Consider the following 24080-nt stretch of genomic DNA (forward strand, 5'->3'; position numbering starts at 1 on the left):
GCAGCGGCGTCGCCTTACGAGAAAATTTCCGCCAGCTCGTCGACGCTGGTGCCTTCCTTGACCTGGCGCAGCTCGACATAGCTGACCGCGGCGGCGACCGACAGCAGCATCGACGTCACGCTCTGCACCAGCCCCGCCACGATCGTAGCGGCGGTGCCGTGAAACAGGTAGACAACCACGCCAACCGCCCCCTGGATGACCATGGCGATGATCAACAGCACCACGAACAGGCCGAACAGCGACCAGCGGCTGCCCTTGGTCAGGGCGCGGCTGCGCGACATGGAGCCAAACACGCCAAGCCGCTCCTGGATCAAAACCGGCACCGAGACCGACCAGCCGAGCCACAGGATGATGCCGGGCACGATCAAGGCGATCATCGCCAGGCCCGATCCCAAAGCAACGAGGAAACCTATCGCCAGGGTCGGCAGCAGAAAGCGAATGGCGATCTGCAGGCTGTCGCCGAAGGTCGGACGCTTGCCGTTCAGGTCCTCGATCGTGGCCCGCACAAGCGCCGACTGAAGCAACAGCGCGAAAATGGAGTTGACGAAAATGGCGACAACCGTGACCCAGGAATTGCGCAACATTAAGGTGGGATCGGCCGCGGCGCCAGGATCGGCCTGCAGGAGCGCTTGCATGCGAGAATCGGTCCACAGCTGGAGCAAGATCGTCGGCAAGCCCGAAAACAGAAAGGCCAATCCGACCGTCAGGACGATATTTCGGCCGATGACGGAGAAGCTGTTGTTGAAGACCCTGCCGATCTGAAATTTCTCGGGCCGTGCAAATGTTGCCGAAGTCATGATGCGCCCCCTGTTCCCCCGCCGAATATTGTCCGGCGACCGCAGTAGTAAATTTGCCAAGATTGGCGAGCGGCGTCTAGCCCACTTGCAAATGTTGCGCTGCATTGTCAGTGTCGGCGCGCGAACTGCGGGTTGCATGGGGGCGAAAAGGTGACTGCTGCACAGCCGGACGCTGCGCAAGCCGAATGGCTGGCCAAACTGCACAAGCAGTTGCTGTCGGACGATTCGATCCAGTTCGACCTGCCGGCCTATGTGCAGCCCCAGCCACCCGAGTGGCTGAAGCCGTTTGGCGAGTTCCTGAAATGGCTTGGCCCCTACATGATCTACCTGTTCTGGGGCGCCGTGATCACAGGTGCCGCGATCATCCTGTTGCTGATTTTGCTCGAGGTGAAAGGCGTCGCCTGGCGCCTGCCCTGGCGGCGCAAGAAGAGCGTGACCGAGGCTGAAGCGACGTGGCGTCCCGACGTCGGTGCGGCGCAGATCCTGTTGTCGGAAGCCGATGCGCTGGCTGCCCGCGGCGAGTATGACGAGGCGGTGCATCTCCTGCTTCGCCGCAGTGTCGCCGACATTGCCGGGCGCCTGCCGGACTTTCTGCGCCCGTCGCTGACCGCGCGCGACATCGCCAGTGCAGCTTCGATCCCGACACGGGCGCGCAGCGCCTTCACCCAGATCGCGCGTATCGTCGAGGCGGCGCTTTTCGCGCGCCGGCCGGTCGGCCCAGAGGGCTGGCAGGAGGCGCGCGGCGCCTATGAGCGATTCGTCTTCAGGGATGCCTGGGTGTGAGTGCTTCGACCGCCGACATCGCCCAGCAGGAACCGTTCAGCCGAAGGACGCTGTTCTGGGGCATTTTTGCCAGCTTGCTCGCGGCGGCGGGCTTCTTCCTGCTGTCCACCTATGCCCCCGACTTCCGTCAGCCCAGCGTCGGCGGCGCGACGCCGTTGTCGAAGAGCGGCATCGGCTATGCGGGCCTGGCGGAGTGGCTGGAGCTTACCGGCGAAGCCCCCGACATGGCGCGGTCCGACAGCGACCTCGAGACCGAAATGCTGCTGGTCGTCACCATCTCACCCGACAGCGATCCGGATGCGCTCGCCAACATCATCAAGCTTCGCAAGGGTATGGATACGCTGTTCGTGCTGCCCAAATGGGCGACCTTGCCGCTGTTCCAGCATGAGGGCTGGGAGATGAAGATCGAGCGGCTACCGGCCGTCGTGGTGAACGACTGGCTCGGCCGCATCGCCAAGGCCAAGCTCGGCGGAGGCGAGATCACGGTCAAACAAATCGACGTCTCAGGGCAGATGGTCAACGTTCCCGACCAATTGCAGTGGGTAGCAGACGAACACCCGCTGATTGCCGCCGGCAACGGTAAGGCGGTGCTGACCGAGGTGGAAGACGAGCGGTTCTATATCCTGACCGACCCCGACCTGATCAACAATGCCGCGCTCAAGGATCCCGACAAGGCAGCGGCGGCGCTGAAGCTGATCGAGTTCCTGCAGTCCGAAGAGGGTCCGGTGACGTTCGACCTGACGCTGCACGGTTTCGGGCGAAAATACGACCTCGCCAAGCTTCTGGTCGAACCGCCTTTCCTGGCGCTGACGCTGACCATTCTGGCGGCGGCGGCGCTGGCGTTCCTGCATGGCCTTGGCCGGTTCGGTCCGCCGCGGGCCGATCAGCGCGCCATCGCCTTCGGCAAGCGCGCGCTGGTCGACACCACGGCGATGCTGTTGCGCCGCGCCGGCCGGCTGGAGGAGCTGGGCGATCGCTACGGCGCGCTGGCGCGGGTGCGTGCCGGCGCTTTGCTTGGTGCGCCGCATGGTTTGCAGGGCGAAGCGCTCGACCGCTGGCTCGATTCCCGCGATAAGGACGAAACCGGCGGTTTCACGACCCGCCTGCAGGCCGCCGACGCGGCAAAGACCCTGACACAAATGCATGAGGCAGCCGAAAAGCTGCACGACTGGACGGCAAGGAGGCTCGGTGAACGTCGATGATGTAAAGGCCCTGGCGACACAGATCAGGGAAGAGGTGGCCAAGGCCATCACCGGGCAACACGATACGGTCGATCTGATGCTGACGGCATTGTTCGCCGGCGGGCATATTCTGCTCGAGGGACCGCCGGGCACGGCCAAGACGATGACGGCGCGCTGCTTTGCCCAGGCGCTGGGCGTCGCCTATGGCCGCATCCAGTTCACGCCCGACCTGATGCCCGGCGACATCGTCGGCTCCAACATCTACAATTTCCAGACCGGGCAATTCACGCTGACGCACGGTCCAATCTTCTGCGACCTGCTGCTTGCAGACGAAATCAACCGCACACCGCCAAAGACCCAGGCCGCCCTGCTGGAGGCGATGCAGGAGCATGCCGTCACCTTTGACGGCACCACCCATTCGCTCGGCCAGAATTTCATGGTGGTGGCGACGCAGAACCCGATCGAACACCAGGGCGTCTATCCCCTGCCCGAGGCCCAGCTCGACCGCTTCCTGTTCAAGCACCGGGTGAGCTATCCCGACGCGCAAGAGGAAAAGGCAATCATCATCCATCACGGCGGCGGCACCGCCTCGCACGATATCAAGCAGTACGGCATCACCGCCCAGGCCGACCGCAAGACGCTGGAAAAGGCGCTGGCGACAGTCGGCGAGGTCACGCTTGTCGACGATGTCGTCGATTATATCGCCAGGCTGGTGCGGGCGACGCGCGCCAGCCCCGACCTCGAAGTTGGCGCCAGCCCGCGCGCGGGCGCCATGCTGGCGAGAGCCGCACGCGCCCGGGCAGCGCTCGACGGGCGTGCCTATGTCATCCCCGACGACGTCAAAGCGCTTGCCGTGCCGGCGTTGCGCCATCGCGTGATCCTTTCGCCGGCGGCGCAGATCGACGGCCGCCTGGTCGAGCAGATCGTCACCGACCTTGTCGACCAGACGGAAGCGCCACGTTGATTTATCCGAGCGGCCGGGCAGTCTGGGCAGGTGCGGCAGGTGCAATACCGGCCTTCCTGATCGCACTCGCGCTGCCGTCGCTATGGTATCTCGGCCTGCTGTGGATCTGCGTGCTGCTTGCGTTCCTAGCTGTGGACGCTGCCGCCGGGCGCGGACGCGCTTCCCTGGACGCCACCATCCATGCGCCGCCGCAGGTTAGCGTCGGCGGCCAGTTCACTGTCAATGTCACCGCCAGGCTCAGCGGACGTCCGCGCGCGGTGCAGGCGCGTCTCGGCCATGATGAGCGGCTGGAGCCGCTGGGCGGCACAGGCGGAGCATTGGCTGCCGAGGCCGGCAGCGCATCGCTCGACCTCAAATTCCAGGCGCTGCGGCGCGGTATGGCCAGGTTCGACCGCTTGTGGGTGCGCTGGCGCGGGCCGTTCGGTCTGGTCTGGAACCAGGTCGTGCTGCCGATGGACAACAAGGTCGCGGTGTTGCCTGACATCCGCAGCGCCCGCGACGAGGCGATCACGCTTCTGCAGCGCCAGTCGTTGCCAGACGGCCATGCGCAACGCCGCGCCGGCCAGGGCCGCGAATTCGAGGCGCTGAAAGATTACCAGCCCGGCATGGGCCGGCGCATGATCGACTGGAAGCGCAGCGCCCGCCACGGCAGGCTTCTGGCGCGCGAGTTCCGCATCGAGGAGAACAACAACATCGTGCTGGCCATCGATAGCGGCCGGCTGATGTGCGAGCCCGTCGACGGCGTGCCGAAGGTCGACCGCGCCGTCACCGCCGCCTTGCTGACAGCGTTCATTGCGCTGAAGGGCGGCGACATGATCAGCCTGTTCGGTTTCGATGCGCGGCCGCGCGTGTCCAGCGGCGCCGTGCGCGGCTCGGCCAGCTTCGCCATGATCCAGAAGCGGGCGGCGGAGATCGACTATTCCACCGAAGAGACCAATTTCACTTTGGCGCTGACGACGCTTGCGGCGCGGCTCGACCGGCGCTCGCTGGTGATCATCTTCACCGATTTCGTCGATCCGATCAGCGCCGAACTGATGCTGCGCACCGTCGGCCGGCTGACCGAACGGCATCTGGTGCTGTTCATGATGATGAAGGATGTCGAGCTGGAGACACTGGCCGACATGCCGCCGGACACACCCGAGGATGTGGCGCGCGCGGTGGTCGCCGGTGGGCTGTTGCGCGAAAGGCAGGTCGTCATCGGACGGCTGCGGCTGCTCGGCGCCCATGTCATCGAGGCCGACCACCAGAGGCTCGGACCGGCGCTGGTCGAGCGCTATCTCGAACTCAAGGAGGAGGATCTGTTGTGAACGCGCTGGTCGGCAAGGATGCCGTGCGCCAGTCGCTGGCGAGCTTCCGTTCGGAACGAGAGGCCGACTGGAAGGCGTTCGAGGCGCTGCTTGCCCGGGTCGAGAAACGCGCGCCGCGCACGCTGTCGGAAGACGAGTTGCTGTCGCTGCCGCTGCTCTACCGCTCGGCGCTGTCCTCGCTCTCGGTGGCGCGGGCGACCTCGCTCGACAATGCGCTGGTCGGCTATCTCGAAGCGCTCTGCCTGCGCGGCTACTTCTACCTCTATGGCGCGCGCCGGAGCCTCCGGCAGCGCATCGGTGATTTCTTCCTGCATGACTGGCCGCATGCCATTCGCGATTTGTGGCGGGAGACCCTGCTGTCGGTTGTCCTGACCTTTGTCGGCTTCGGCGCCGGCGACTGGCTGGTGACGAAAGACAAGGGCTGGTACGACGCCATCATCCCGCCGAGTCTCGCCGGCGGGCGCAATCCGGACGCATCAGTCGAAGTGCTGCGACAGGTGCTTTATGATGGCGCCGACAGCAATTTCCTGTCGGGCTTCGCCGCCTATCTGTTCACGCACAATGTCCAGGTGGCGATCCTGGCCTTCGCGCTTGGCTTTGCCTTCGCGGTGCCGAGCGTGCTGTTGATCCTGATGAATGGCTGCCTGCTCGGCGCGATGTTCCAGATCTACGTCGCCAAGGGGCTTGGCGTGGAGCTGGGCGGATGGCTGTCCATCCACGGCACCACGGAGATGTTTGCAATCGCGCTGGCGGGCGCTGCCGGCATGCGCATCGGCACGCGCATCGCCTTTCCCGGCGAACTGACCCGGATGACGGCCGCGGCCGATGCCGGGCGAGTGGCCGCCACCACCATGGTCGGGGTGACGATCATGCTTTTGTGCGCCGGCCTGCTCGAAGGTATCGGCAGGCAGGTGATCACCAGCGACGCCACACGCTATGCCATCGGCGGCGGCATGCTAACGCTGTGGCTTTGCTATTTCTATTTGTTCAGGGTGGTGCGGCATGGCGACCGCTAGGCGCGCTGCCGTCTCGACGATACGGCCGCTGATCACGCCGGAAGGTGTCGATCTCAGGATCAAGCTCGCCGATGCCGGCACCCGCGCCGCCGCCTTCCTGCTCGACTTCGTCATCATCATCGTCACGGCAATCGTGATCACGATCGTCGCGCTGTTCGGGCTGGCCGGCCTCCAGGGCGAAGGGGCGCAGCCGCTGTTCATCGTCTGGATCATCCTGATCTTCTTCCTGCGCAACGCCTATTTCATCGTCTTCGAGGCCGGCCGCCGCGCCGCCACGCCCGGCAAGCGGATGCTCGGCATCCGGGTGGCGTCGCGCAGCGGCGCCGGCCTTTCGGTAGATCAGGTCATCGCCCGCAATCTGATGCGCGAGATCGAGATCTTCCTGCCGCTGTCGATCATCCTCGGCCGCAGCGAGATGGGACTCGCCGACACACTGTCGACGATCTTCGGACTAGTCTGGGCGCTGCTGTTTGCGCTCTTCCCGCTGTTCAACCGCGACCGCATGCGCATCGGCGACCTGCTCGCCGGAACCTGGGTGGTCGAGGCGCCGAAACTGGCGCTGGTCGAGGACCTGTCGCAACGCCAAAACGCACGTGCCTTCCGCTTCAGCCAGGCGCAGCTCGATGCCTATGGCATCGCCGAGCTGCACAAGCTGGAAGAGGTACTGCGCCGCGACGATTATTTCGCGCTGAAAGCCGTGGCCGAGACGATCGGGCGCAAGATCGGCATGGCCATCGAGCCGGTCGATTCCAGGGCCTTCCTCACCGCCTATTACGGCGAACTGCGGGCACAGCTCGAACGCAAGCTTCTGCTGGGAACACGCAAGGCGGACAAGTATCAGCGGTAGGAAGGCACTCTAAGCGCCTGGTAACAATCACAGAACGCCAGCGCTGCCCCTCATCCGCCTGCCGGCACCTTCTCCCCGTATAGAGACGGGGAGAAAGATGCTGTCGCGGATGGTTTCGCCAATATCCAGCTTTGCAGAATAGGCGCGGCGCTGCGGCAGCTCTCTTCTCCCCGTCACTATACGGGGAGAAATGCCCAGCAGGGCAATGAGGGGCAGCACCAGCCGATGAAATGGAGTGCCTCTCGCCTACCCCACCCATTTCTCATAGTCGGACACCAGCAGATGCACTGGCGCAACATCTTCGTCGATGTTGGAGAAGCGGCCGATCGGCTCGCGGAAGACGTTGTCGGTGAGATCGTCATTGACGGTCGAGACCTCGCCGATCAGCACGTCCTTGCCCTCGGCCCAGAAGGCGTGCCAGACGCCGGGCATCAACGTCACGCTCTGGCCCGGGTCGAGCTTCAAGAGCCCGCCCGCCGGCAGCCTGTGGATGGTGCCGTCGACCGGCACCGACACTTCGGCCTTTGGATCGATGCCGCCGTCGCGATCGTGCATGAACAGTTCCAGCACCAGCTTGCCGCCGCCGCGGTTGATGATGTCCTCGGCCTTGATGTTGTGGCGATGCATCGGCGACAGCTGATCCTTGCGCGAGATCATGATCTTCTCGGCATAGAGCATGCCCATGCCCTTCTTCATGTCGGCATAGACGCCGTTGCGCACGGTGAACAGGAACAGGCCGAGTTCGTCGAATTTTTCCTGGCCGTAATCGGTAATGTCCCAGCCGAGCCGCGAGGTGAAAATAGCCGCGGAGTCAGCCTTGTGCGCCTTCATCTCCTCCGGCGACCAGTAGGCGAAGGGCGGCATGATGTAGCCGAACGAGCGGATGAAGGCGTCGGCATCGCGGATGATGTCGTTGACGGTGGAGCGTTTCATGGTCGTGATCCCTTGGCGTCGCGTTCCTGCCTAAAGCGCATAGCCGAACAGCGTTGCGGTGTCGACGCAAACTGCACGCTGGCCCCATGACATCCGGGCCGATCGGGGCCATAAGTCCAGCCAAATTTCCCAAGGTGATATTCATGCAAGGCATAGACGACCTCGACACGCCGGCGATCCTGATCGATGCAGCCCGCGCCGAAGCCAACATCGCACGAGCGCAGGCGCATGCCGACCGCCACGGGCTGAAGCTCAGGCCGCACATCAAGACCCACAAGCTGCCCTATTGGGCGAAGAAACAGGTGGCGGCGGGAGCGGTCGGCATCACCTGCCAGAAGATCGGCGAGGCTGAGGTGATGGCCGATGCCGGGCTCTCCGATATTTTTCTGCCCTACAACATTTTAGGCCGCGCCAAGCTGGAGCGGCTCAAGGCGATGCATGGCCGCGTGACGCTGTCGGTGACGGCCGACAGCCGTGAAACGCTGGAAGGGCTCGCCGCCACCTTCACCGATGCCGGCCATCCCCTGCCCGTTCTGGTCGAATGCGACACCGGCATGGGCCGCTGCGGCGTACAGAGCGCCGCCGAGGCCCTGGCGCTGGCAAAAGTGATCGATCAAGCCAGGGGGCTCACCTTCGGCGGGCTGATGACCTACCCTGCGGCTGGCCGCGCAACGGAGGCCGAGACATGGCTGGTTGGCGCCAAGCAGGCGCTTGCGGCGTCGGGTCTCGCCTGTGATCGTATCTCCAGCGGCGGCACGCCTGACATGTGGCGCTCCGGCGAAGACAGCGTGGTCACCGAATACCGTCCCGGCACCTATATCTATCTCGACCGCTATCAGGTCGCCAAAGGCGTCGGCACGCTCGACGACTGCGCGCTGACGGTGCTTGCAACCGTGGTCAGCCATCCGACGCCGACCCGCGCCATTCTGGACAGCGGCAGCAAGGCGCTGTCCAGCGACACGCTGGGATTGCCCGAGTTTGGCGAGTTGCTCGGTATGCCCGGCGCCCGCGTCACCGGCCTGAGCGAGGAGCACGGCACGGTCACGCTTGGAAACGGTGCGAGCCTTCGCATCGGCGAGCGCGTGCGCGTGGTGCCGGACCACTGCTGCGTGGTGACCAACCTGTTCGACCAGGTGCATCTCATCGACGGCGACAAGGTGCTGGAGACGCTGCCGGTGGTGGCGCGTGGGCGGATGGGGTGACTAGCGCTTTCCCTTCTCCCCCTGTGGGAAAAGGGGGGAGCTCAGTTAGCCTGTCGCGCCGCGACACGGCGCATGGCAATCACTCGCCGACGGCGGATTTCGGTGCGCATCGCTGTCAGATGCAGAGCGAAGAACAGCACGGTGAAGCCGAGCGCCATCACCAGCAGCGGCCACAGCAGGCTGGGATCGATGGTCGGGCCGCCGAGCCGGAACACTGAAGCCGGCTGGTGCAGCGTGTTCCACCAGTCGACCGAGAATTTGATGATCGGAATGTTGATGAAGCCGACCAGCGTGATGATGGCGGCAGCCCAGGCGGCGCGGCTGGCGTCATCCAGCGCGCGCGTCAGCGCGATGATACCGAGATACATGAGAAAGAGCACGAACACAGACGTCAGGCGCGCATCCCACACCCACCAGGTGCCCCACATCGGCTTGCCCCAGATGGAGCCGGTGACCAGCGCAAGCGCGGTGAAGGTGGCGCCGATCGGGGCGGCCGATTTCAGCGCGACATCGGCCAGCGGATGGCGCCAGACCAGCGTGCCGAGCGCCGCAACCGCCATGACCGTGTAGCACATCATGGCGAGCCAGGCGAAAGGCACGTGGATGTACATGATGCGCACCGTGATGCCCTGCTGGAAATCCTCAGGCGCGGCAAAGCTCATATAGAGGCCAACGGCGAGCAGGATCGCGGCGATGGACGCCAGCCACGGCACCAGCCTGTCGGCCAGCCCGACGAAGCGTGTCGGGTTGGCGAGGTCGATCCAGCCGGTGAGGCGTGAAGAGGTGTCGCTCATGCGGACCTAAATAGACCGACGGGGCGCTTGGGGCAATCGAGGAGTGTCGCAGGGTGAGAAGCGGTCCGCTAGCGGACGAAAAGCCAACTGCTTGGCTTTTCGAGCTTCGAGCACCCTGGGCCTGCGAGGGGCCGGGCGGCGGATTACGCCGCTTCGATATTTACCGTGCGGCTGAGGCGGCGGACTTCCTCGTCGTTGAGCAGGCCGCCGGCGCGCAGCAGGCTGGCGAAACGGCCGTTGCGCAGCGACAGTTCGGCAAAGCCGCCCATCTCGACCACCTTGCCCTTGTCCATGAACACGACCAGATCGGCGTCGCGAACGGTGGTCAGGCGGTGGGCGATGATGAAGGTGGTGCGGTTGCGCCGCAGTTCATCGATCGCTTCCTTGACGCGGTCCTCGGTCTCCACGTCGAGCGCGCTGGTCGCCTCGTCGAGCACCAGGATCGGGGCGTCCTTGAGCACGGCGCGGGCAATGGCGATACGCTGACGCTCACCGCCCGAGAGCTGGCCACCACGCTCGCCGACGACGGTGTCGTAACCTTCGCTCTTGGCCAGGATGAAGTCCTGCGCCGCGGCAGCGTCGGCTGCGGCATGCACTTCGTCATAAGTCGCCTCGGCGCGGCCAACGCGGATGTTGTCCTCAATCGAGCGGTTGAGCAGGCCGGCATCCTGGAACACGGTGGCGATCGAGTGGCGCAGCGACTTGCGGGTCACCGTGCGGGTGTCGATGCCGTCGATCAGGATACGGCCATGGGACGGCGAGAATACGCGCTGCAAGAGATTGATCAGCGTCGTCTTGCCGGCGCCGGTCGGGCCGACGATGGCAACGGTCTGGCCGGCCTGGACTTCGAACGACACGTCGTCGATGCCCTGCCCCGAATTGCCGAACTCGAAGCCGACATTCTCGAAGCGGACGTGGCCGGTGACGTTGGTGAGATCGCGCAAGCCATCGGGCTCGGCGGCGTCAGCGGCCGAATCCTCGAGATGATAGAAGTCCTCCAGCTTGGCGCGGGCTTCCGAAATCTGGTTGGCGAAAGCCGACATCTGGTCGAGACGAGCGATCAGCAGCGTGGCAAAGCCGGTGAAGGCGATGACGTCACCGATCTTGAGCTGGCCATGGGTGACGAGATAGGCGCCGATCAGCAGCACGACCATCATCGAAATGGTTGACGACAGGCGGTGCAGCGCATTGGCCATCGCCCACCAGTCGAGCACGGGGTTCTGCGCATCGAGCAGGTTCTTGACATAGCGGCGCAGCGTATCGGCCTCATGGCCGAGACGGTTGTAGCTCTGCAGCACGGCGACGTTGCTGACCGAGTCGGTCACATGCGCGAACACCTTGTGATAGTGGCGCTCGACGGCGGCCTGGCCTGCCTTGGTGCGCTTCATCACCAGGCGGCCGATGACGATATAGAGAACGCCAAGGCCCATCAGCACCATGGACATGCGCAGATCCATGCTGATCGCGGTGGGGATCAGCAGAGCAAGCGCAACGGCCGTCGACAGATGCTGGCGCATGAATTCAAGCCACAGGCTGAACAGCGTCTCGACAGCGCGCAGCAGCGTGTGCAGCGCGTTGGAGGTGCCGCGCTGATGGTGCCAGGCAAGCGGCATGGTGATCACGCGCTCGAACGACTGGCACAGCACTTCGCTGCGGCGCTTGTGGGCAAAACGGTCGGCGCCACGCGCCACCAGCACGAAGGCGATGATGTTGAAGGCGCCGAGGCCGGCCCAGAGAGCCAGCGTCGAAAACACCGAACCCTTATCGGAGATGGCGTCGATCACCCGACCGAACATGATCGGCTCGAGGATGGCGATGATGGCAAGCGCGACATTCGCACCGCAGATCAACGCAACGCGTTTCCTGTCGGCTGCGAGATAACCCAGCGCTCTCCAGTAGATTTGCAGAAGTGACACTTCAGCTACTCCGCCCAAACATTCATTGTGCACTGCACCATTTCTTGACACGTATCGGTTAACGGGTCGCAAAACAATGCCCGTCTAGCTCTTCCGTTCCCATTCTGCGAACAAAAGATGACGACGTTGCGAAATCTGCCGTGATCACCTAACGGTTTGAGATAAAAGGTGAAATGTCAGTCTTGCGGCAAAATCATGGCACGTGCCCAAGGCTGCCACATTTTTAATCACCCACACCCCGCAGCGCCAATACATAAGAAGCAGGGCTGCTTTGCGCCACGCGCATGACCAAATAGAAACGCGCGCCCCGAAAGGCGCGCGCAAATTGGTTCAAACCTTTGATTTTACGCGGGTATCTTGACGACCACCTCGGTCTTGTCACCGGCTTTCGGCTCAAAGCCGGAAGACTTTGTCTTGGTTCCATTGACTTCGAGCGAGATGGTCTTGGCCTTTTTGTCGCGGATGACGCGAACCTTGACCTCGGCTCCCAGCATCTTGAGCGTTGCCGAGTAACCGTCCCAGTGGCTGGGCAGTTTGGGCCGGAACGTGATCTGCTTGCCGCGCCGCTCGATGCCCAGAATGCCTTCGACGGCAGCACGGTAGAGCCATCCGGCTGAGCCCGTGTACCAGGTCCAGCCACCCCGACCGCCCTTGCCTTCACCCGAATAGATGTCGGCGGCGACGACGTAGGGCTCGACCCGGTAGTGCTCGGCCGACGCATCGTCGAGTGCATGGTTGACCGGGTTCAGCATCGAGAAGCAGCGATAGGCATCGTCGGTGCGGCCCATTTCGGCGAGCGCGATGACGAACCAGGTCGCTGCATGGGTGTACTGGCCGCCGTTCTCGCGCACGCCAGGCGGGTAGCTCTTGATGTAGCCGGGGTCCTTTTGCGTTTTCTGGAAGGCCGGGGTGAACAGCTTGACGATCTTGAGCTTGTCGTCGACCAGCAGGTTCGTCGCCTGCTGCATCGCCGTGGTCGAGCGCGCCGGGTCGCCCTCGCCGGAGAGCACGCTCCACGACTGCGCGATCGAGTCGATCTTGCACTCGTCCGAATTGTGCGAGCCGAGCGGCGTGCCGTCATCGTAGCTGCCGCGCCGGTACCATTGGCCATCCCAAGCGGTGCTTTCCAGTGCTCGCTTCAGCACGTCGGCGTGTTTTGTCCAGGCCTGCGCCCGCTTGGTGTCGCTTTGCCCCTTGGCGACAGCGGCAAAGTCGCCAAGCGTCTTCAGCAGGAACCAGCCGAGCCATACGCTCTCGCCTTTGCCCTGCTCGCCGACGCGGTTCATGCCGTCGTTCCAGTCGCCGCCGAGGATCAGTGGCAGCCCGGCCGGGCTGCTGCGCTTGACCGCAAGGTCGAGCGCCCGCGCGCAATGGTCGTAGAGCGAGGCATGCGTCTTGGAGATCTCTGGCGTGAAGAAAGCGTCGTGCTCGCCCTCGCCCAGTATCTGCCCGTCGATGAAGGGCAGCTGCTCCTTGAGGATCCCGGTATCGCCAGTCACCTCGATATACCTGTTGGTGGCGTGCGCCAGCCAGACCACGTCGTCCGAGATCAGGGTGCGCACGCCGGCGTCGGTGCGCGGCAGCCACCAATGCTGGACGTCGCCTTCGGGGAACTGCCGACGCGCCGCGTTGAGGATCTGGTCGCGCGCCAGCTTCGGATCATGCGCCAGCAGCGCCAGCGTGTCCTGCAGCTGGTCGCGGAAGCCGAAGGCACCGCTTGCCTGGTAGAAGGCCGAGCGGGCGCGGATGCGGCAGGCCAGGCTCTGATAGGGCAACCAGTGATTGACCATGGCGTCGAGTGCCTTGTCCGGCGTCTCGACCTGGATGGTGTCGAGGAAGCCGCGCCAGACGCGTTCATTGTCGGCCAGCCGCTGGTCAAAATCCTTGCCCGAATGGGTCTGCACCAGCGCGCTCGCTTCGGCCTGATTGGCGGCATCGCCGAGCAGCCAGACGAGCGTGACGTCGCCGCCGGCGGGGATGTCGACGTCGCTGGCGACAGCCGCGCAAGGATCATCGCCTGCCTCGACGCGGCCCGACAGGCCGGCGCCGCTGACGACGGCGTGCGGGAAGGCGCTGGTGCCCTGCCTGCCGATGAACTCGCCGCGATCGGCTGTCACCGAATGCACCGGCCCGGCAGCGGCCAGGAAGGCCACCCGGTCGCCGAAATCGAGCCCGTACGGGTTTTGCGCCAAGAGCGCGCCGGTCGCCGAATCCCTCGACGGGACGATGGTGGCCGCCGTGCTCGAACGATGGCTGCCGAGAACCCATTCGGCATAGGCATAGACGCGCAGCCGCGCCGGTGCCGAGCCCGAGTTCTGGATGCGCAGCCGCGTGATCTTCACCGGATCGGTGGGATCGACCACATGCGTCAGATCCATCGACAGCGGGCCGCGCTTCGACCGGAAGGTCGAAAAGCCCTGGCCGTGCCATGTCTCGTAAGTCATCGAGGGATCGCGGACTACGGCGGCAAGCGGCGAGAACGCCTTGCCGCTTGCATAGTCATAGATGTAGACGCCCTCGCCCGGTCGGTTAGTGACCGGATCGTTCGACCACGGCGTGAGCTGGTAGTCGCGGCTGTTACGGCTCCAGGTGAAGGCGGCCCCCTCGGCCGAGACATGGAAGCCGAACGAGGCGTTGGAGACGACGTTGATCCAGGGCTGCGGCGTCGTGCGCCGGCCGGCAAGGCGGGTGACGTAGTGGCGGCCATCGCCTTCGAAACCGCCGAAGCCGTTCCATTGGCTGAGGCCGCTGCCGTCGGCACTGGCGTCAGACGCAGCATGGTATGCAGGCGCCACCGGCACTGGCAGAGCCGTTTCGCGAAGGGTCGCAGCACCCGCCGGCTGCAAGGCGTCGCGGGCCTGCAAGGCTGCCGCCTCGGCGCGCTCGATCTGGTCGAAGATGGTGCCATTGCGGGTGTGCAGCACGACGCGGGCGACGGCCAGCAACGTCTTGTAGGTCGCCTCGTCCATCAGGTCGCGGCGCACCGCGAAGATATGCTGGCGCGGCCCGAGCTCCTTGCCGCGCAAGCGGCTGTTTTCGCACAGCGTCTCGACCGCGCGCTGCAGGTCCTGCACATAGGATGACGCCTGCTCATTGACGACGACGAAGTCGATCATCATGCCGCGGGCGCGCATATACTCCTGGAAGCGCAGCGCCTGGGCGACGATTTCGAGGTCGGCGACGTCGCCGATGCGGACCAGGAAGATCGGGAAATCGCCGGAGATGCTGGTCGGCCACAGGCTGGACTGCTTGCCCAACCCCGAAGCAATGGATTCGGCCGGCAGGCGCAGGAACGGATCGGGATAGATCAGATAACGTGCCAGCTTCTGCACATTGGCGGCGTCGGTCAGGCTGAGGCCGAGATGCCTGGTCTGCACCTGCGAACGCGTCCAGGCGAGCATCGCCTGGCGAGCAAAGCTTTCGGGATGGTCGAGCCTGGCGATGGCTTCGTCGAGTTCGGCGCGGTTGGCGCCGACGGCGGTCCAGAAGGTCAGCGAGATCTTCTTGTTGGCCGGCACCCGCACCTGCCGGCGCAGCGCCGCGACCGGGTCGAGCGTGAAGCCATGATGGCCGCCAAGTTTGGCGCCCGGATCGAAAGCGGCAGCCTCGGCGATGGTGCGGCCACGGCCGATAAAGGCGCGGCGGTCGGTCTCGGCCTCGGCATCGCGTGCCGATCCCGACGGATCGGTGACGAAATGCACCATGGTGAGGTCGGGCTCGTTCTTGTCGCGCTTGCGCCTGGTGGCGAAGATGGCGCCGTTGTTGGCTGATATCTCGGTCTCGATGAACATTTTCGAGAATGCCGGATGAGCGTTGTCCGAGGCCTCGTTGCCGAGCACCAGCTCGGCAAAGGAGGTCACCTCGATATGCCGGTCGGTAGCGCCGTCATTGTAAAGGGTGACGCGCCGTCCTTCGCCATTGCCTTCCGAGATGACGATGCACTCGACCTCCGACCGCAACGAGCCGACCGTTTTGACGAAGCTCGCCTTGTCGTCGGAAAACAGCGTCTGCACTCTCTCGCCGGTCGCCTGCCTCGGTTCGGCGGTGGCCGACCACCAGTCGCCGGTGCCGGCATCCCTAAGGAAGATATAGGAACCGAGCCGGTCTTCGGTCGGATCCGGCTGCCAGCGGGTGACGGCGAGTTCGCCCCAGCGGCTGTAGCCGGAGCCGGTTGCCGAGACCATGACGGAGTAGCGGCCGTTGGACATGACGCTGGTGGCGCGCAGCGCCTTCAGCGGGTCGAGGACAATTCGGGAATCCGGGCTCTCGACCTCGGTCTCGTCCTTCGAGCGCTCGTCGGCTTCTGTCCTGACGGTGGCGGTCGGGATGTCGCGCGGCGCCCTCTCCTGCAGCAGGAGTTCGGCAGACTCGATCACCGGATCGCTGTGGAAGCGGTCACGCAGCCGGCCTTCGAAGATGGCGTCGGCAACGGCGGCGATCGACATGCCGGAATGGTGGGCCATGTAGTTCAGCACGACGGCGTGGTCAGTGCCTTCCGGCACGCGCTGCGGCGTGAAATCGACGGCGTCGTAAAAGCCGTGCCTTCCCAGCGCGCCGATCGAACGCAGCCTGACTAGGTTCTGCACGGATTCGCGCGGCGTGAACTGCGCCGCGAGGATCGTGGCGTAAGGCGCGATGACCGTGTTCTGGCCAAGACCGCGCTTGAGGCCAAGTCCGGGCACGCCGAAATTGGTGTACTGGTAGGTCAGTTCGCGGTCACGGGCGTTGTAGGCCGCTTCCGAAATGCCCCACGGCATGTTCTTCGAGCGCGCATACTGGATCTGGCGCTTGATGATCAGCTTGCTGGTCTGGTTGAGGATCGAGCCTTGCGGCTCCTTCATCACCAGCGGCGGCATCAGATATTCGAACATCGAGCCCGACCAGGACATCAGCGCGCCCTGGAAGCCGATCTCGACAATGGGACGTCCGAGCCGGAACCAATGCTCGGTCGGTAGGTCGCCCTTGGCGATGGCGAACAGGCTGGTCAGCCGCGCTTCTGACGCCAGCAGATCGTAGCAGCTCTCGTCGAGCTGGTGTTCCTCGACCCGGTAGCCGATCGAGAGCAGTTTTCTTTCCTGCCGCATCAGGAAGGAGAAATCCATCTCGAAGGCATAGCGGCGGCAGCGCTCGCGCAGCGCCAAGAGCTTGGCGCGCAAGGCCTCGACGGCGTTCTCGTCGCTGTGCGAGTCGTGCACATGCGCCTCGCAGGTCGCTTCCAGTCTAGCCGCCCAGTCGGCAATGACGTCGCTGCGCTGCGATCCGGCCTCGGTGTGGATGGCGGTGGCGAGCTTGCGGATTTCGCCGGCAAGCACGGCCAGATTGATGGTGCGGATCGAGGCCATCTCCGGCTGCGCCTTGATGGTCAGGACGGCACGCCGCATGCCATCGAGGCGGTCGGCGAGCCGCTGGCGCAGCGGGCGGAGCTGGCGGCGGTCATCGGGCAGGTCCTCGAGGCTCTCGTCGAGGATGGTCACCGTGTCGAGGACGCCTTCGAAATCGCCCTGCAGATGGACGGACGGAGCTTCCGCCCATTCGGCGCAAGCTGCCGCCACCGCGACCAGATGGCCGGCGAGATTGCCGCTGTCGACTGCCGAGATGTAGAGCGGATAGAGCGGCTTCAGCGTCGTGGTGTCGTACCAGTTGAAGAGATGGCCGCGGTTGCGCGGCATGCTCTCGATGGTCGTCATCGTCGCGTCGATGCGGGTGATGGCGTCGGAGAGCGCAATCCAGCCGAAATCGCGCGCCGATACCACCGACAGCAGATAGACGCCGATATTGGTCGGCGATGTCCGCGGCGCCACCACCGGCGCCGGGCTTTCCTGGAAATTGTCCGGCGGCAAATTGTGGTGTTCGGCGGTGACGAAGGTTTCGAAATAATGCCAGGTGCGGCGCGCCACTGTGCGCAGCGCATGGATGTCGGCCTGCGATATGCGCAGGCGGTCCTCGGTCTCGGCAGAACGGCTGATCCAGCAGGCAACCGCCGGCGAGCCGATCCAGAACAAAGCGAAAAAGAAGGCGACGAAGGCGCCGGTGGAATCGGCCAGCACGGGGATAGCGAGACCGACGACGCCAATGATCACGGCGCCATACATCATGCTGTAATAGGAGCCGAGGTCGTTGTCGCCGCCCTTGTGCGCCTGCGACGCCGTGCGCCATTCCAAAAGGTTCTGGCGGCTGACGAACAGGCGGTAGAGCGTGCGCACGATGGCGTCGCCCATCATCCAGGCATTGTGCGCCATCAAAAGCACTTTCAGCGCGACCAGCGCCGTGCCGAAGACGGTGTCGCGCGCCAGCGCCGAGAAATGGCCGCGCGGCGTCTGGTCGCCGCTCTTGGGCAAGATGGCGTTGATGACATCGAAAGTCGGCGCCATGAACAGCGAGAGGATGAGCAGCGCCTGCCATTGCGCGGCCTGCGTGAAGGGCAGCAGCGTCCAGCCGGCGATCGCCGCCATCACCCAGAAGATCGGGGTCAGCGAACGGCGCAGATTGTCGATCATCTTCCAGCGCGACAGCGCCGGCACCCCGGAACGCGGGCTGAAGATGAAGCTTAGCAACTGCCAGTCGCCACGCGCCCAGCGGTGATGGCGCGAGGCGTCGACCGAATAGCGGGTCGGATAGTCCTCGACCAGTTCGACGTCGGTGACGAGCGCTGCACGGGCCAGCGCACCTTCAAGCAGATCGTGGCTGAGGATGGTGTTTTCCTCGATGCGTCCCTTCAGCGCCGCCTCGAAGGCGTCGACGTGATAGAGACCCTTGCCGGTGAAGGAGCCGTCGCTGAATACGTCCTGGTAGAGATCCGAGACGGCAAAGACGTAAGGGTCGAGGCCGCTGTTGGCCGAGAAGACGCGCTGGAAGAAGGAGGCGTCGTCGCCGCTGGTGAGCGAGGCCGTGATGCGCGGCTGCAGGATGGTGTAGCCGGCGGTGACGACACGCTTTGCCGCGTCGAAATGCGGCCGGTTGAGCGGATGGGCGAGCTTGCCGACCAGCGACGACACGGCGTCGCGCGTGGTGCGCGTGTCGGCGTCGAGCGTCATGACGTAGACGACCTTTTCCGGCAGCGGCACGTCGAGCGGCAGGAACGTGGTGTCGCTGTCACCGCGCAAGAGAAGGTTCAGCTCGTGCAGCTTGCCGCGCTTGCGCTCCCAGCCCATCCAGGCGCCCTGCGCCTGGTTGTAGAGCCGGCGGCGATGCAGGATATAAAAACGCGGCGCGCCTTCGGAGGGGTAGCGGGCATTGAGCCTGGCGATCTCGTCGCGCGCATATTGCAGGATCTCGATGTCGGCGGCATCGATCTCAGTCTTGGAATCCGGCCAATCGGAGAGCAGCGCGAAATGGATCTCGTCGGCCGTATTGGCGAGGTGATGCACCTCGATGTTGCGGATGTTTTCCTCGACATCGTCGCGCGAGCCGATCAGCGACGGAACCACGACCAGCGTGCGTGAAGCGGTCGGGATGCCGTGCTTGTAGTCATAGCCGACAAGCCGCGTCGGCTTCAGGAACAGCGAAACGACGGTGTTGAAGAAAGCGAGCGCACCTTCGCTGGCCGGCACAGCAAACAGCGCCAGCATCAACGTGATCGAGGGAACCGAGAGGCCGAGATGGGCAAGCGCATTGCCGGAGAGCACCAGCAGCAGCACCGTCAGCAGGAAGACCGGCGCGACGATGCCGAGCCAGCCTGTGCTGGTAAAGGCGCGCTTGAACGTCACATAGAAAGGCGGCCGGTAGCCGATTGCCTTTTCCAGATCCGGCCGGCGCGGGCCGACCAGGAAGAAGCCGACATCGGTATGCATGGTCGGATCGGCTGATGCATCCGGCACGCCGGAGGCATCGGTGACGCCCGGCACATGGCTGGCAAGCTCGATCGCCTTTTCGGCGACGCGGAATTCGGAAAGGTCGGAACGGCGCGCCAGTTGCTCGATCGACGTGCGGTACTGGTCACGCGAAAAAAAATCGAGCGCGGCGAAATCGGTGCGCTCGCGCAGCAGCGTGTCGATGCGGCTGACGCCTTCGAACCAGACCGTCCAGTCGACGTCGTTGATAAGCCGCAGGCCGCGGATGATGTTGCCGGTGGTGACATTGCCGCTGGACAGCGTGCGATGCTCGGAAATAATGATTTCCTCGGCGTCGGAGCCGGTTTTCTCGAGCTCGACCTCCAGCCATTCCAGCGCCCTGCCGGCATTTTGCGAGCCGTCGCGCAGGCGGTAGAGCAACTGCGTGGCAAAGGTCGTGTCCTGGGCATGGGCGCTATAGCTCGACAGGATCTTCTGCCGGTCGGCATTGTCGTCGGTCGCCAGAACCCGGTCGGCAACTTCGTTGGCGATGTGGCGCATCTGCCTGGTGCGGTCGACGCGCACTGCGATGCGGCGCAGGTTTTCGATCAGCACGAAGCGCAGCAGCGACGGCAGCGCCCAGAGTTCACCGATCTTCAGCGGCTCGACCGACTGAAAACCCTCGACGATGGCCTTGAACATGGTCGCCGAGACCGAACTGTCGGAATGGGCGACATAGCTCCAAGCCAAGGCCAGCGCGCGCGGCACAGCCGCGCCATCGGACAGTTTCAGGGTCGGCAACTGCCGGTAGAAACGGCGCGGCAGGTCGCGCTTGACCTGGAAAATGGTCTCCTCGACCAGATAATTGTTGTCGAGCAGCCACTGTGCGGCAGGCGTGATGGTTTCGCCCCTGGTCTGCGCGGCATTGGTCGAACGGTAAACTTCGAGGATCTTCTTGGCGCTGTCGCGGATGCGGGCCTGGAACTCGAACGGCGTCAGGCCGAACAGGTCCTTGACGTCGCCCTTGGCGAGGCTGTCGCCCAGCGCGCGCAGACGCTCTTCTGGCAGGAAATTGGAGCGTATCGGCTCTTCGGTGATGGCCGGGAAGCTGGCGCTGGTCTTTTCGATCTGGGCAGGATTCGTCTGGATATTCATTGAAAATTCCGCATGGGGGACGCGATGCGGCGTCACCGCCACGGCAATGTCCCTAAAACCGATTCAAATGCAATTGGTTGCATGATTACACTGGCCGAAAGTTTTGCGTCGCACCGCGCCAGGGGCGTTATCCCTTCGACATTTCAAGGAGGGGCTTTCGACAACTCAAGGACGAGCACCCCTGCCCTCCCGTCCGCCTTGGAACGACGGAAGGATTCAGGCTTTTTCGTGATCCAGGCAACAGCTTACGCCAGATTTCTCCCGCGTGCGATCATGTTTGGCAACAGGCGTTAATCGTTGCTGGCGGCGCAGCTAGCCCAGGCCGGCGATCCGGATCACGAACACGGTCGTCGGCCGCACCGGTTCCACGTGCAATTGCGCGAGGTCTGGGCCGATCACGAGCGTGTCACGAGGTCCAAGCCGGGACGGTATCGGGTCGGTCACGCCGACTTCGCCGTCGAGCGGCAGGATAAGGGTCGTTGCGGTCGTTGGACGGATATCGGTCGGGGCTGAAACCATGAGGCGCTCGACCGTATGGGTCGCCCGCCCGCGGCGGGTCATGACGTTGAGGTCAGTGATCGGACCAGAGATCAGCGCGGCCGTGGTCGGCACATCGGCCGGGAACGACAGTGGTGCGGAGGCTCCCGTCAGCCGCTCCGGCGGCCGGCCGCCAATATCGAGGACGATGCCCCCGCCTTCCAGCACGGCAAGCGTGCGGTCGACGCCGGCAAAGCCCGAGAACGGGCCGCCGCCCTCGACACGCGCCATCGAAACGCGCCAGTCGAAATCGTCGAGCCCGGCGCCGTCAGGCGAAACGGTGATTTCGGTGGTCGTGCCGCCGCCATTCTTCCACGGCATGGTGCGGTAGTCGGCGGCACGAAGGATGCGCATCGTTTCAGCCAATCAGCCGAGAATGCCGGGCAGATTGAGCTGGTGCTCTTGGGCGCAGGCGATGGCGATGTCGTAGCCGGCATCGGCGTGGCGCATGACGCCGGTCGCCGGGTCGTTCCACAACACGCGCTCCAGGCGCCTTGCAGCGTCCGGCGTGCCGTCGGCGACGATGACCATGCCGGAATGCTGCGAGAAACCCATGCCGACGCCGCCGCCATGGTGCAGCGACACCCAGGTGGCGCCGGACGCGGTGTTGAGCAGCGCATTGAGCAGCGGCCAGTCGGAGACGGCGTCGGAGCCGTCCTTCATCGCTTCCGTCTCGCGGTTCGGCGAAGCGACCGAGCCGGAATCGAGGTGGTCGCGGCCGATGACGACAGGCGCCTTGAGTTCGCCCTTGGCAACCATTTCGTTAAAGGCGAGGCCGAGGCGGTGGCGGTCGCCGAGGCCGACCCAGCAGATGCGCGCCGGCAGGCCCTGGAACGAGATGCGCTCACGCGCCATGTCCAGCCAGTTGTGCAGATGGGTGTTGCCGGGGGTGAGCTCGCGCACCTTGGCATCGGTCTTGTAGATATCCTCGGGATCGCCAGACAGTGCCGCCCAGCGGAACGGGCCGATGCCCCGGCAGAACAGCGGCCTGATGTAGGCCGGCACGAAGCCCGGGAACGCAAAGGCGTTTTCGAAACCCTCGTCCTTGGCGACCTGGCGGATGTTGTTGCCATAGTCGAGCGTCGGCACGCCGGCGTTCCAGAAGGCCACCATCGCCTCGACATGCTCGCGCATCGACGCGCGCGCCGCCTTCTCGACCGCCTTCGGGTCGCTGACGCGCTTTTCGCGCCACTCAGCCATCGTCCAGCCTTTCGGCAGATAGCCGTTGATCGGGTCATGCGCCGAGGTCTGGTCGGTGACCATGTCGGGGCGAATGCCGCGGCGGAACATTTCCGGCACGATCTCGGCAGCGTTGCCGAGCAGGCCGACGGATTTCGCTTCGCCGGCCTTGGTCCAGCGCTCGATCATTTCCATCGCTTCGTCGAGCGTCTCGGCCTTCTCGTCGACATAGCGGGTGCGCAGGCGGAAATCGATCGAGTCCGGATTGCATTCGATGGCGAGGCAGCAGGCGCCGGCCATGACGGCTGCAAGCGGCTGGGCGCCGCCCATGCCGCCGAGACCACCGGTCAGGATCCACTTGCCCTTGAGGTTGCCGTTATAGTGCTGGCGACCGGCCTCGACGAAGGTCTCGTAAGTGCCCTGCACGATGCCTTGCGTGCCGATATAGATCCACGAGCCGGCCGTCATCTGGCCGTACATCATCAGGCCCTTCTTATCGAGCTCGTTGAATTTATCCCAGGTCGCCCAGTGCGGCACGATGTTGGAGTTGGCGATGAGCACGCGCGGCGCGTCGGTGTGCGTCCGGAAAACGCCGACCGGCTTGCCGGACTGGACCAGCAGCGTCTCGTCCTCATTGAGGGTCTTCAGCGAGGCGACGATGCTGTCGAAATCGTTCCAGGTGCGTGCGGCGCGGCCGATGCCGCCATAGACGACGAGCTCGTTGGGGTTTTCGGCGACGTCCGGATCGAGGTTGTTCATCAGCATGCGCAGCGGCGCTTCGGTCGTCCAGTATTTGGCGTTGAGCTTGTCGCCGCGCGGCGCACGCACTTCACGGATGTTGTGGCGAGGATTGTTCATCATTGTCCCTTTCGCGTAAGGCGGCGTGTCAGCGCCCGGCCCAGTCAATGGCGGATTGGAGGATTTTCGTCAGCGTGGCGCGCATTGGCGCGGCGAACGCGGCGTCGTATGGCACCGGCCAATTATCGGGTTCACCCTTGCCTTCGGGCTCGCGCAGATAGCCGCGATCGGCGAGTTCCATCTGCAACGCATGGTAGCCGCCTTGCGGGTTGCCGAAATAGCGCGTGATCCAGCCGCCCTTGAAACGGCCGTTGATGACATTGGTTTCACCGCTTTCGGCCATGATCTGGCCGACCAGCGCCTGCAGCGTCGGGTCGGCGGTCTGGCCGTCATTGGTGCCGAGGTTGAATACCGGCAGCGTCCCATAGAACAGGCGCGGCAGCACCGACCGGATCGAGTGGCAATCGTAGATGACGATTTTTTCGTGCAGGCCGCGCAGCCTGACGGCCTGGGCCGCCAGCATTTCATGGTAGGGCACGAAATAGGATATGCGGCGCTGGTCTATCTCCGACGGCGTCGGTTCTGCGCCCGGCAGATACAGTGGATCGCCGTCGAAGGTCTCGGTGGGGCAAAGCGTGGTCGTCGTCTGCCCAGGATAGAGCGAGGCGCCGGAGGGATCGCGGTTGACGTCGATGACGGTGCGCGAGATCGACGTATGCACAACCGTTGCGCCAAGGCCGGCGGCAAAATCATAGAGATTGTCGATCCACCAGTCGCAATCGCGGCGGCCGAGCCAGGGCGAGACCAGCCGGTTGTCGATGCCGGCGAGATCGATGCCGGTGTGCGGGATCGACACCAGAAGAGGTGCGGTGCCTTCCGTGACTGTCAGCCAGTCGGTCATG

Annotated in this window: 15 protein-coding genes; 7 read left to right on the top strand and 8 right to left on the bottom strand. The window is 64.5% G+C overall.

Annotated elements, in window-relative coordinates; translation table 11 throughout:
• Positions 1 to 14: 14 nt before the first annotated feature.
• A complete protein-coding gene (locus AC04SH_RS25230) occupies positions 15 to 797 on the bottom strand; it encodes a hypothetical protein (RefSeq protein ID WP_488577092.1) in 783 nt (260 codons plus the stop codon).
• A 150-nt stretch (positions 798 to 947) separates the two neighbouring features.
• Here AC04SH_RS25230 and AC04SH_RS25235 point away from each other — a divergent pair, with 150 nt between their 5' ends.
• Genes AC04SH_RS25235 through AC04SH_RS25260 form a run of 6 tightly spaced genes read left to right on the top strand, consistent with a single transcriptional unit; the run spans position 948 to position 6895 of the window.
• Entirely contained in the window at positions 948 to 1580 is a 633-nt protein-coding gene (locus AC04SH_RS25235) for a DUF4129 domain-containing protein (RefSeq protein ID WP_436259551.1), read from the top strand.
• Positions 1577 to 2782 carry a DUF4350 domain-containing protein gene (locus tag AC04SH_RS25240; protein WP_488577093.1) on the top strand — a complete coding sequence of 402 codons (1206 nt, stop codon included), beginning with the start codon at positions 1577 to 1579 and terminating at the stop codon, positions 2780 to 2782. The genes AC04SH_RS25235 and AC04SH_RS25240 overlap by 4 nt, the downstream gene beginning before the upstream one ends.
• A complete protein-coding gene (locus tag AC04SH_RS25245) occupies positions 2769 to 3725 on the top strand; it encodes an AAA family ATPase (RefSeq protein WP_112563586.1) in 957 nt (318 codons plus the stop codon). Before AC04SH_RS25240 ends, AC04SH_RS25245 begins: the two co-directional genes overlap by 14 nt.
• Complete coding sequence (locus AC04SH_RS25250; protein WP_488577094.1) at positions 3722 to 5032, top strand: DUF58 domain-containing protein; 1311 nt, start codon at positions 3722 to 3724, stop codon at positions 5030 to 5032. The genes AC04SH_RS25245 and AC04SH_RS25250 overlap by 4 nt, the downstream gene beginning before the upstream one ends.
• Positions 5029 to 6048 carry a stage II sporulation protein M gene (locus AC04SH_RS25255; protein ID WP_488577095.1) on the top strand — a complete coding sequence of 340 codons (1020 nt, stop codon included), beginning with the start codon at positions 5029 to 5031 and terminating at the stop codon, positions 6046 to 6048. The genes AC04SH_RS25250 and AC04SH_RS25255 overlap by 4 nt, the downstream gene beginning before the upstream one ends.
• The gene (locus AC04SH_RS25260) at positions 6035 to 6895 is read left to right on the top strand and encodes an RDD family protein (RefSeq protein WP_488577096.1); all 861 of its coding nucleotides are present in this window, start codon (positions 6035 to 6037) and stop codon (positions 6893 to 6895) included. The genes AC04SH_RS25255 and AC04SH_RS25260 overlap by 14 nt, the downstream gene beginning before the upstream one ends.
• 246 nt (positions 6896 to 7141) lie before the next feature.
• Here AC04SH_RS25260 and AC04SH_RS25265 read toward each other — a convergent pair whose 3' ends face one another.
• Positions 7142 to 7828 carry a D-lyxose/D-mannose family sugar isomerase gene (locus AC04SH_RS25265; protein ID WP_488577097.1) on the bottom strand — a complete coding sequence of 229 codons (687 nt, stop codon included), beginning with the start codon at positions 7826 to 7828 and terminating at the stop codon, positions 7142 to 7144.
• Between the two features lie 143 nt (positions 7829 to 7971).
• Here AC04SH_RS25265 and AC04SH_RS25270 point away from each other — a divergent pair, with 143 nt between their 5' ends.
• Positions 7972 to 9030, top strand: coding sequence for a D-TA family PLP-dependent enzyme (locus AC04SH_RS25270; protein WP_488577098.1), 1059 nt, complete (start codon positions 7972 to 7974; stop codon positions 9028 to 9030).
• 41 nt (positions 9031 to 9071) lie between these two features.
• Here AC04SH_RS25270 and AC04SH_RS25275 read toward each other — a convergent pair whose 3' ends face one another.
• The 6 genes from AC04SH_RS25275 to hutG form a co-directional block, all read right to left on the bottom strand.
• A complete protein-coding gene (locus AC04SH_RS25275) occupies positions 9072 to 9824 on the bottom strand; it encodes a heme ABC transporter permease (protein WP_477236556.1) in 753 nt (250 codons plus the stop codon).
• Between the two features lie 143 nt (positions 9825 to 9967).
• Positions 9968 to 11740: a glucan ABC transporter ATP-binding protein/ permease gene (locus tag AC04SH_RS25280; RefSeq protein ID WP_477236554.1), complete on the bottom strand. Its 1773-nt coding sequence runs from the start codon at positions 11738 to 11740 to the stop codon at positions 9968 to 9970.
• 344 nt (positions 11741 to 12084) lie between these two features.
• Complete coding sequence (locus tag AC04SH_RS25285; protein ID WP_488577099.1) at positions 12085 to 20664, bottom strand: glycoside hydrolase family 94 protein; 8580 nt, start codon at positions 20662 to 20664, stop codon at positions 12085 to 12087.
• A gap of 312 nt (positions 20665 to 20976) precedes the next feature.
• On the bottom strand, positions 20977 to 21555 hold the full coding sequence (locus AC04SH_RS25290; protein ID WP_488577100.1) for a HutD/Ves family protein: 579 nt from the start codon (positions 21553 to 21555) through the stop codon (positions 20977 to 20979).
• Positions 21556 to 21567: 12 nt separating this feature from the next.
• A complete protein-coding gene (hutU, locus tag AC04SH_RS25295; RefSeq protein WP_488577101.1) occupies positions 21568 to 23238 on the bottom strand; it encodes a urocanate hydratase in 1671 nt (556 codons plus the stop codon).
• Positions 23239 to 23266: 28 nt separating this feature from the next.
• A complete protein-coding gene (hutG, locus tag AC04SH_RS25300; RefSeq protein ID WP_488577102.1) occupies positions 23267 to 24079 on the bottom strand; it encodes an N-formylglutamate deformylase in 813 nt (270 codons plus the stop codon).
• Between the last annotated feature and the right edge of the window lies 1 nt (position 24080).

The sequence above is a fragment of the Mesorhizobium sp. CNPSo 4688 genome, from assembly GCF_057784295.1.

Excerpts from the sequence above, each read along its gene's own strand:
- hutG (WP_488577102.1), bottom strand. The coding sequence starts at position 24,079 with ATGACCGACTGGCTGACAGTCACGGAAGGCACCGCACCTCTTCTGGTG.
- AC04SH_RS25275 (WP_477236556.1), bottom strand. The coding sequence starts at position 9,824 with ATGAGCGACACCTCTTCACGCCTCACCGGCTGGATCGACCTCGCCAAC.
- AC04SH_RS25260 (WP_488577096.1), top strand. The coding sequence starts at position 6,035 with ATGGCGACCGCTAGGCGCGCTGCCGTCTCGACGATACGGCCGCTGATC.
- AC04SH_RS25230 (WP_488577092.1), bottom strand. The coding sequence starts at position 797 with ATGACTTCGGCAACATTTGCACGGCCCGAGAAATTTCAGATCGGCAGG.
- AC04SH_RS25285 (WP_488577099.1), bottom strand. The coding sequence starts at position 20,664 with ATGAATATCCAGACGAATCCTGCCCAGATCGAAAAGACCAGCGCCAGC.
- AC04SH_RS25270 (WP_488577098.1), top strand. The coding sequence starts at position 7,972 with ATGCAAGGCATAGACGACCTCGACACGCCGGCGATCCTGATCGATGCA.
- hutU (WP_488577101.1), bottom strand. The coding sequence starts at position 23,238 with ATGAACAATCCTCGCCACAACATCCGTGAAGTGCGTGCGCCGCGCGGC.
- AC04SH_RS25290 (WP_488577100.1), bottom strand. The coding sequence starts at position 21,555 with ATGCGCATCCTTCGTGCCGCCGACTACCGCACCATGCCGTGGAAGAAT.
- AC04SH_RS25265 (WP_488577097.1), bottom strand. The coding sequence starts at position 7,828 with ATGAAACGCTCCACCGTCAACGACATCATCCGCGATGCCGACGCCTTC.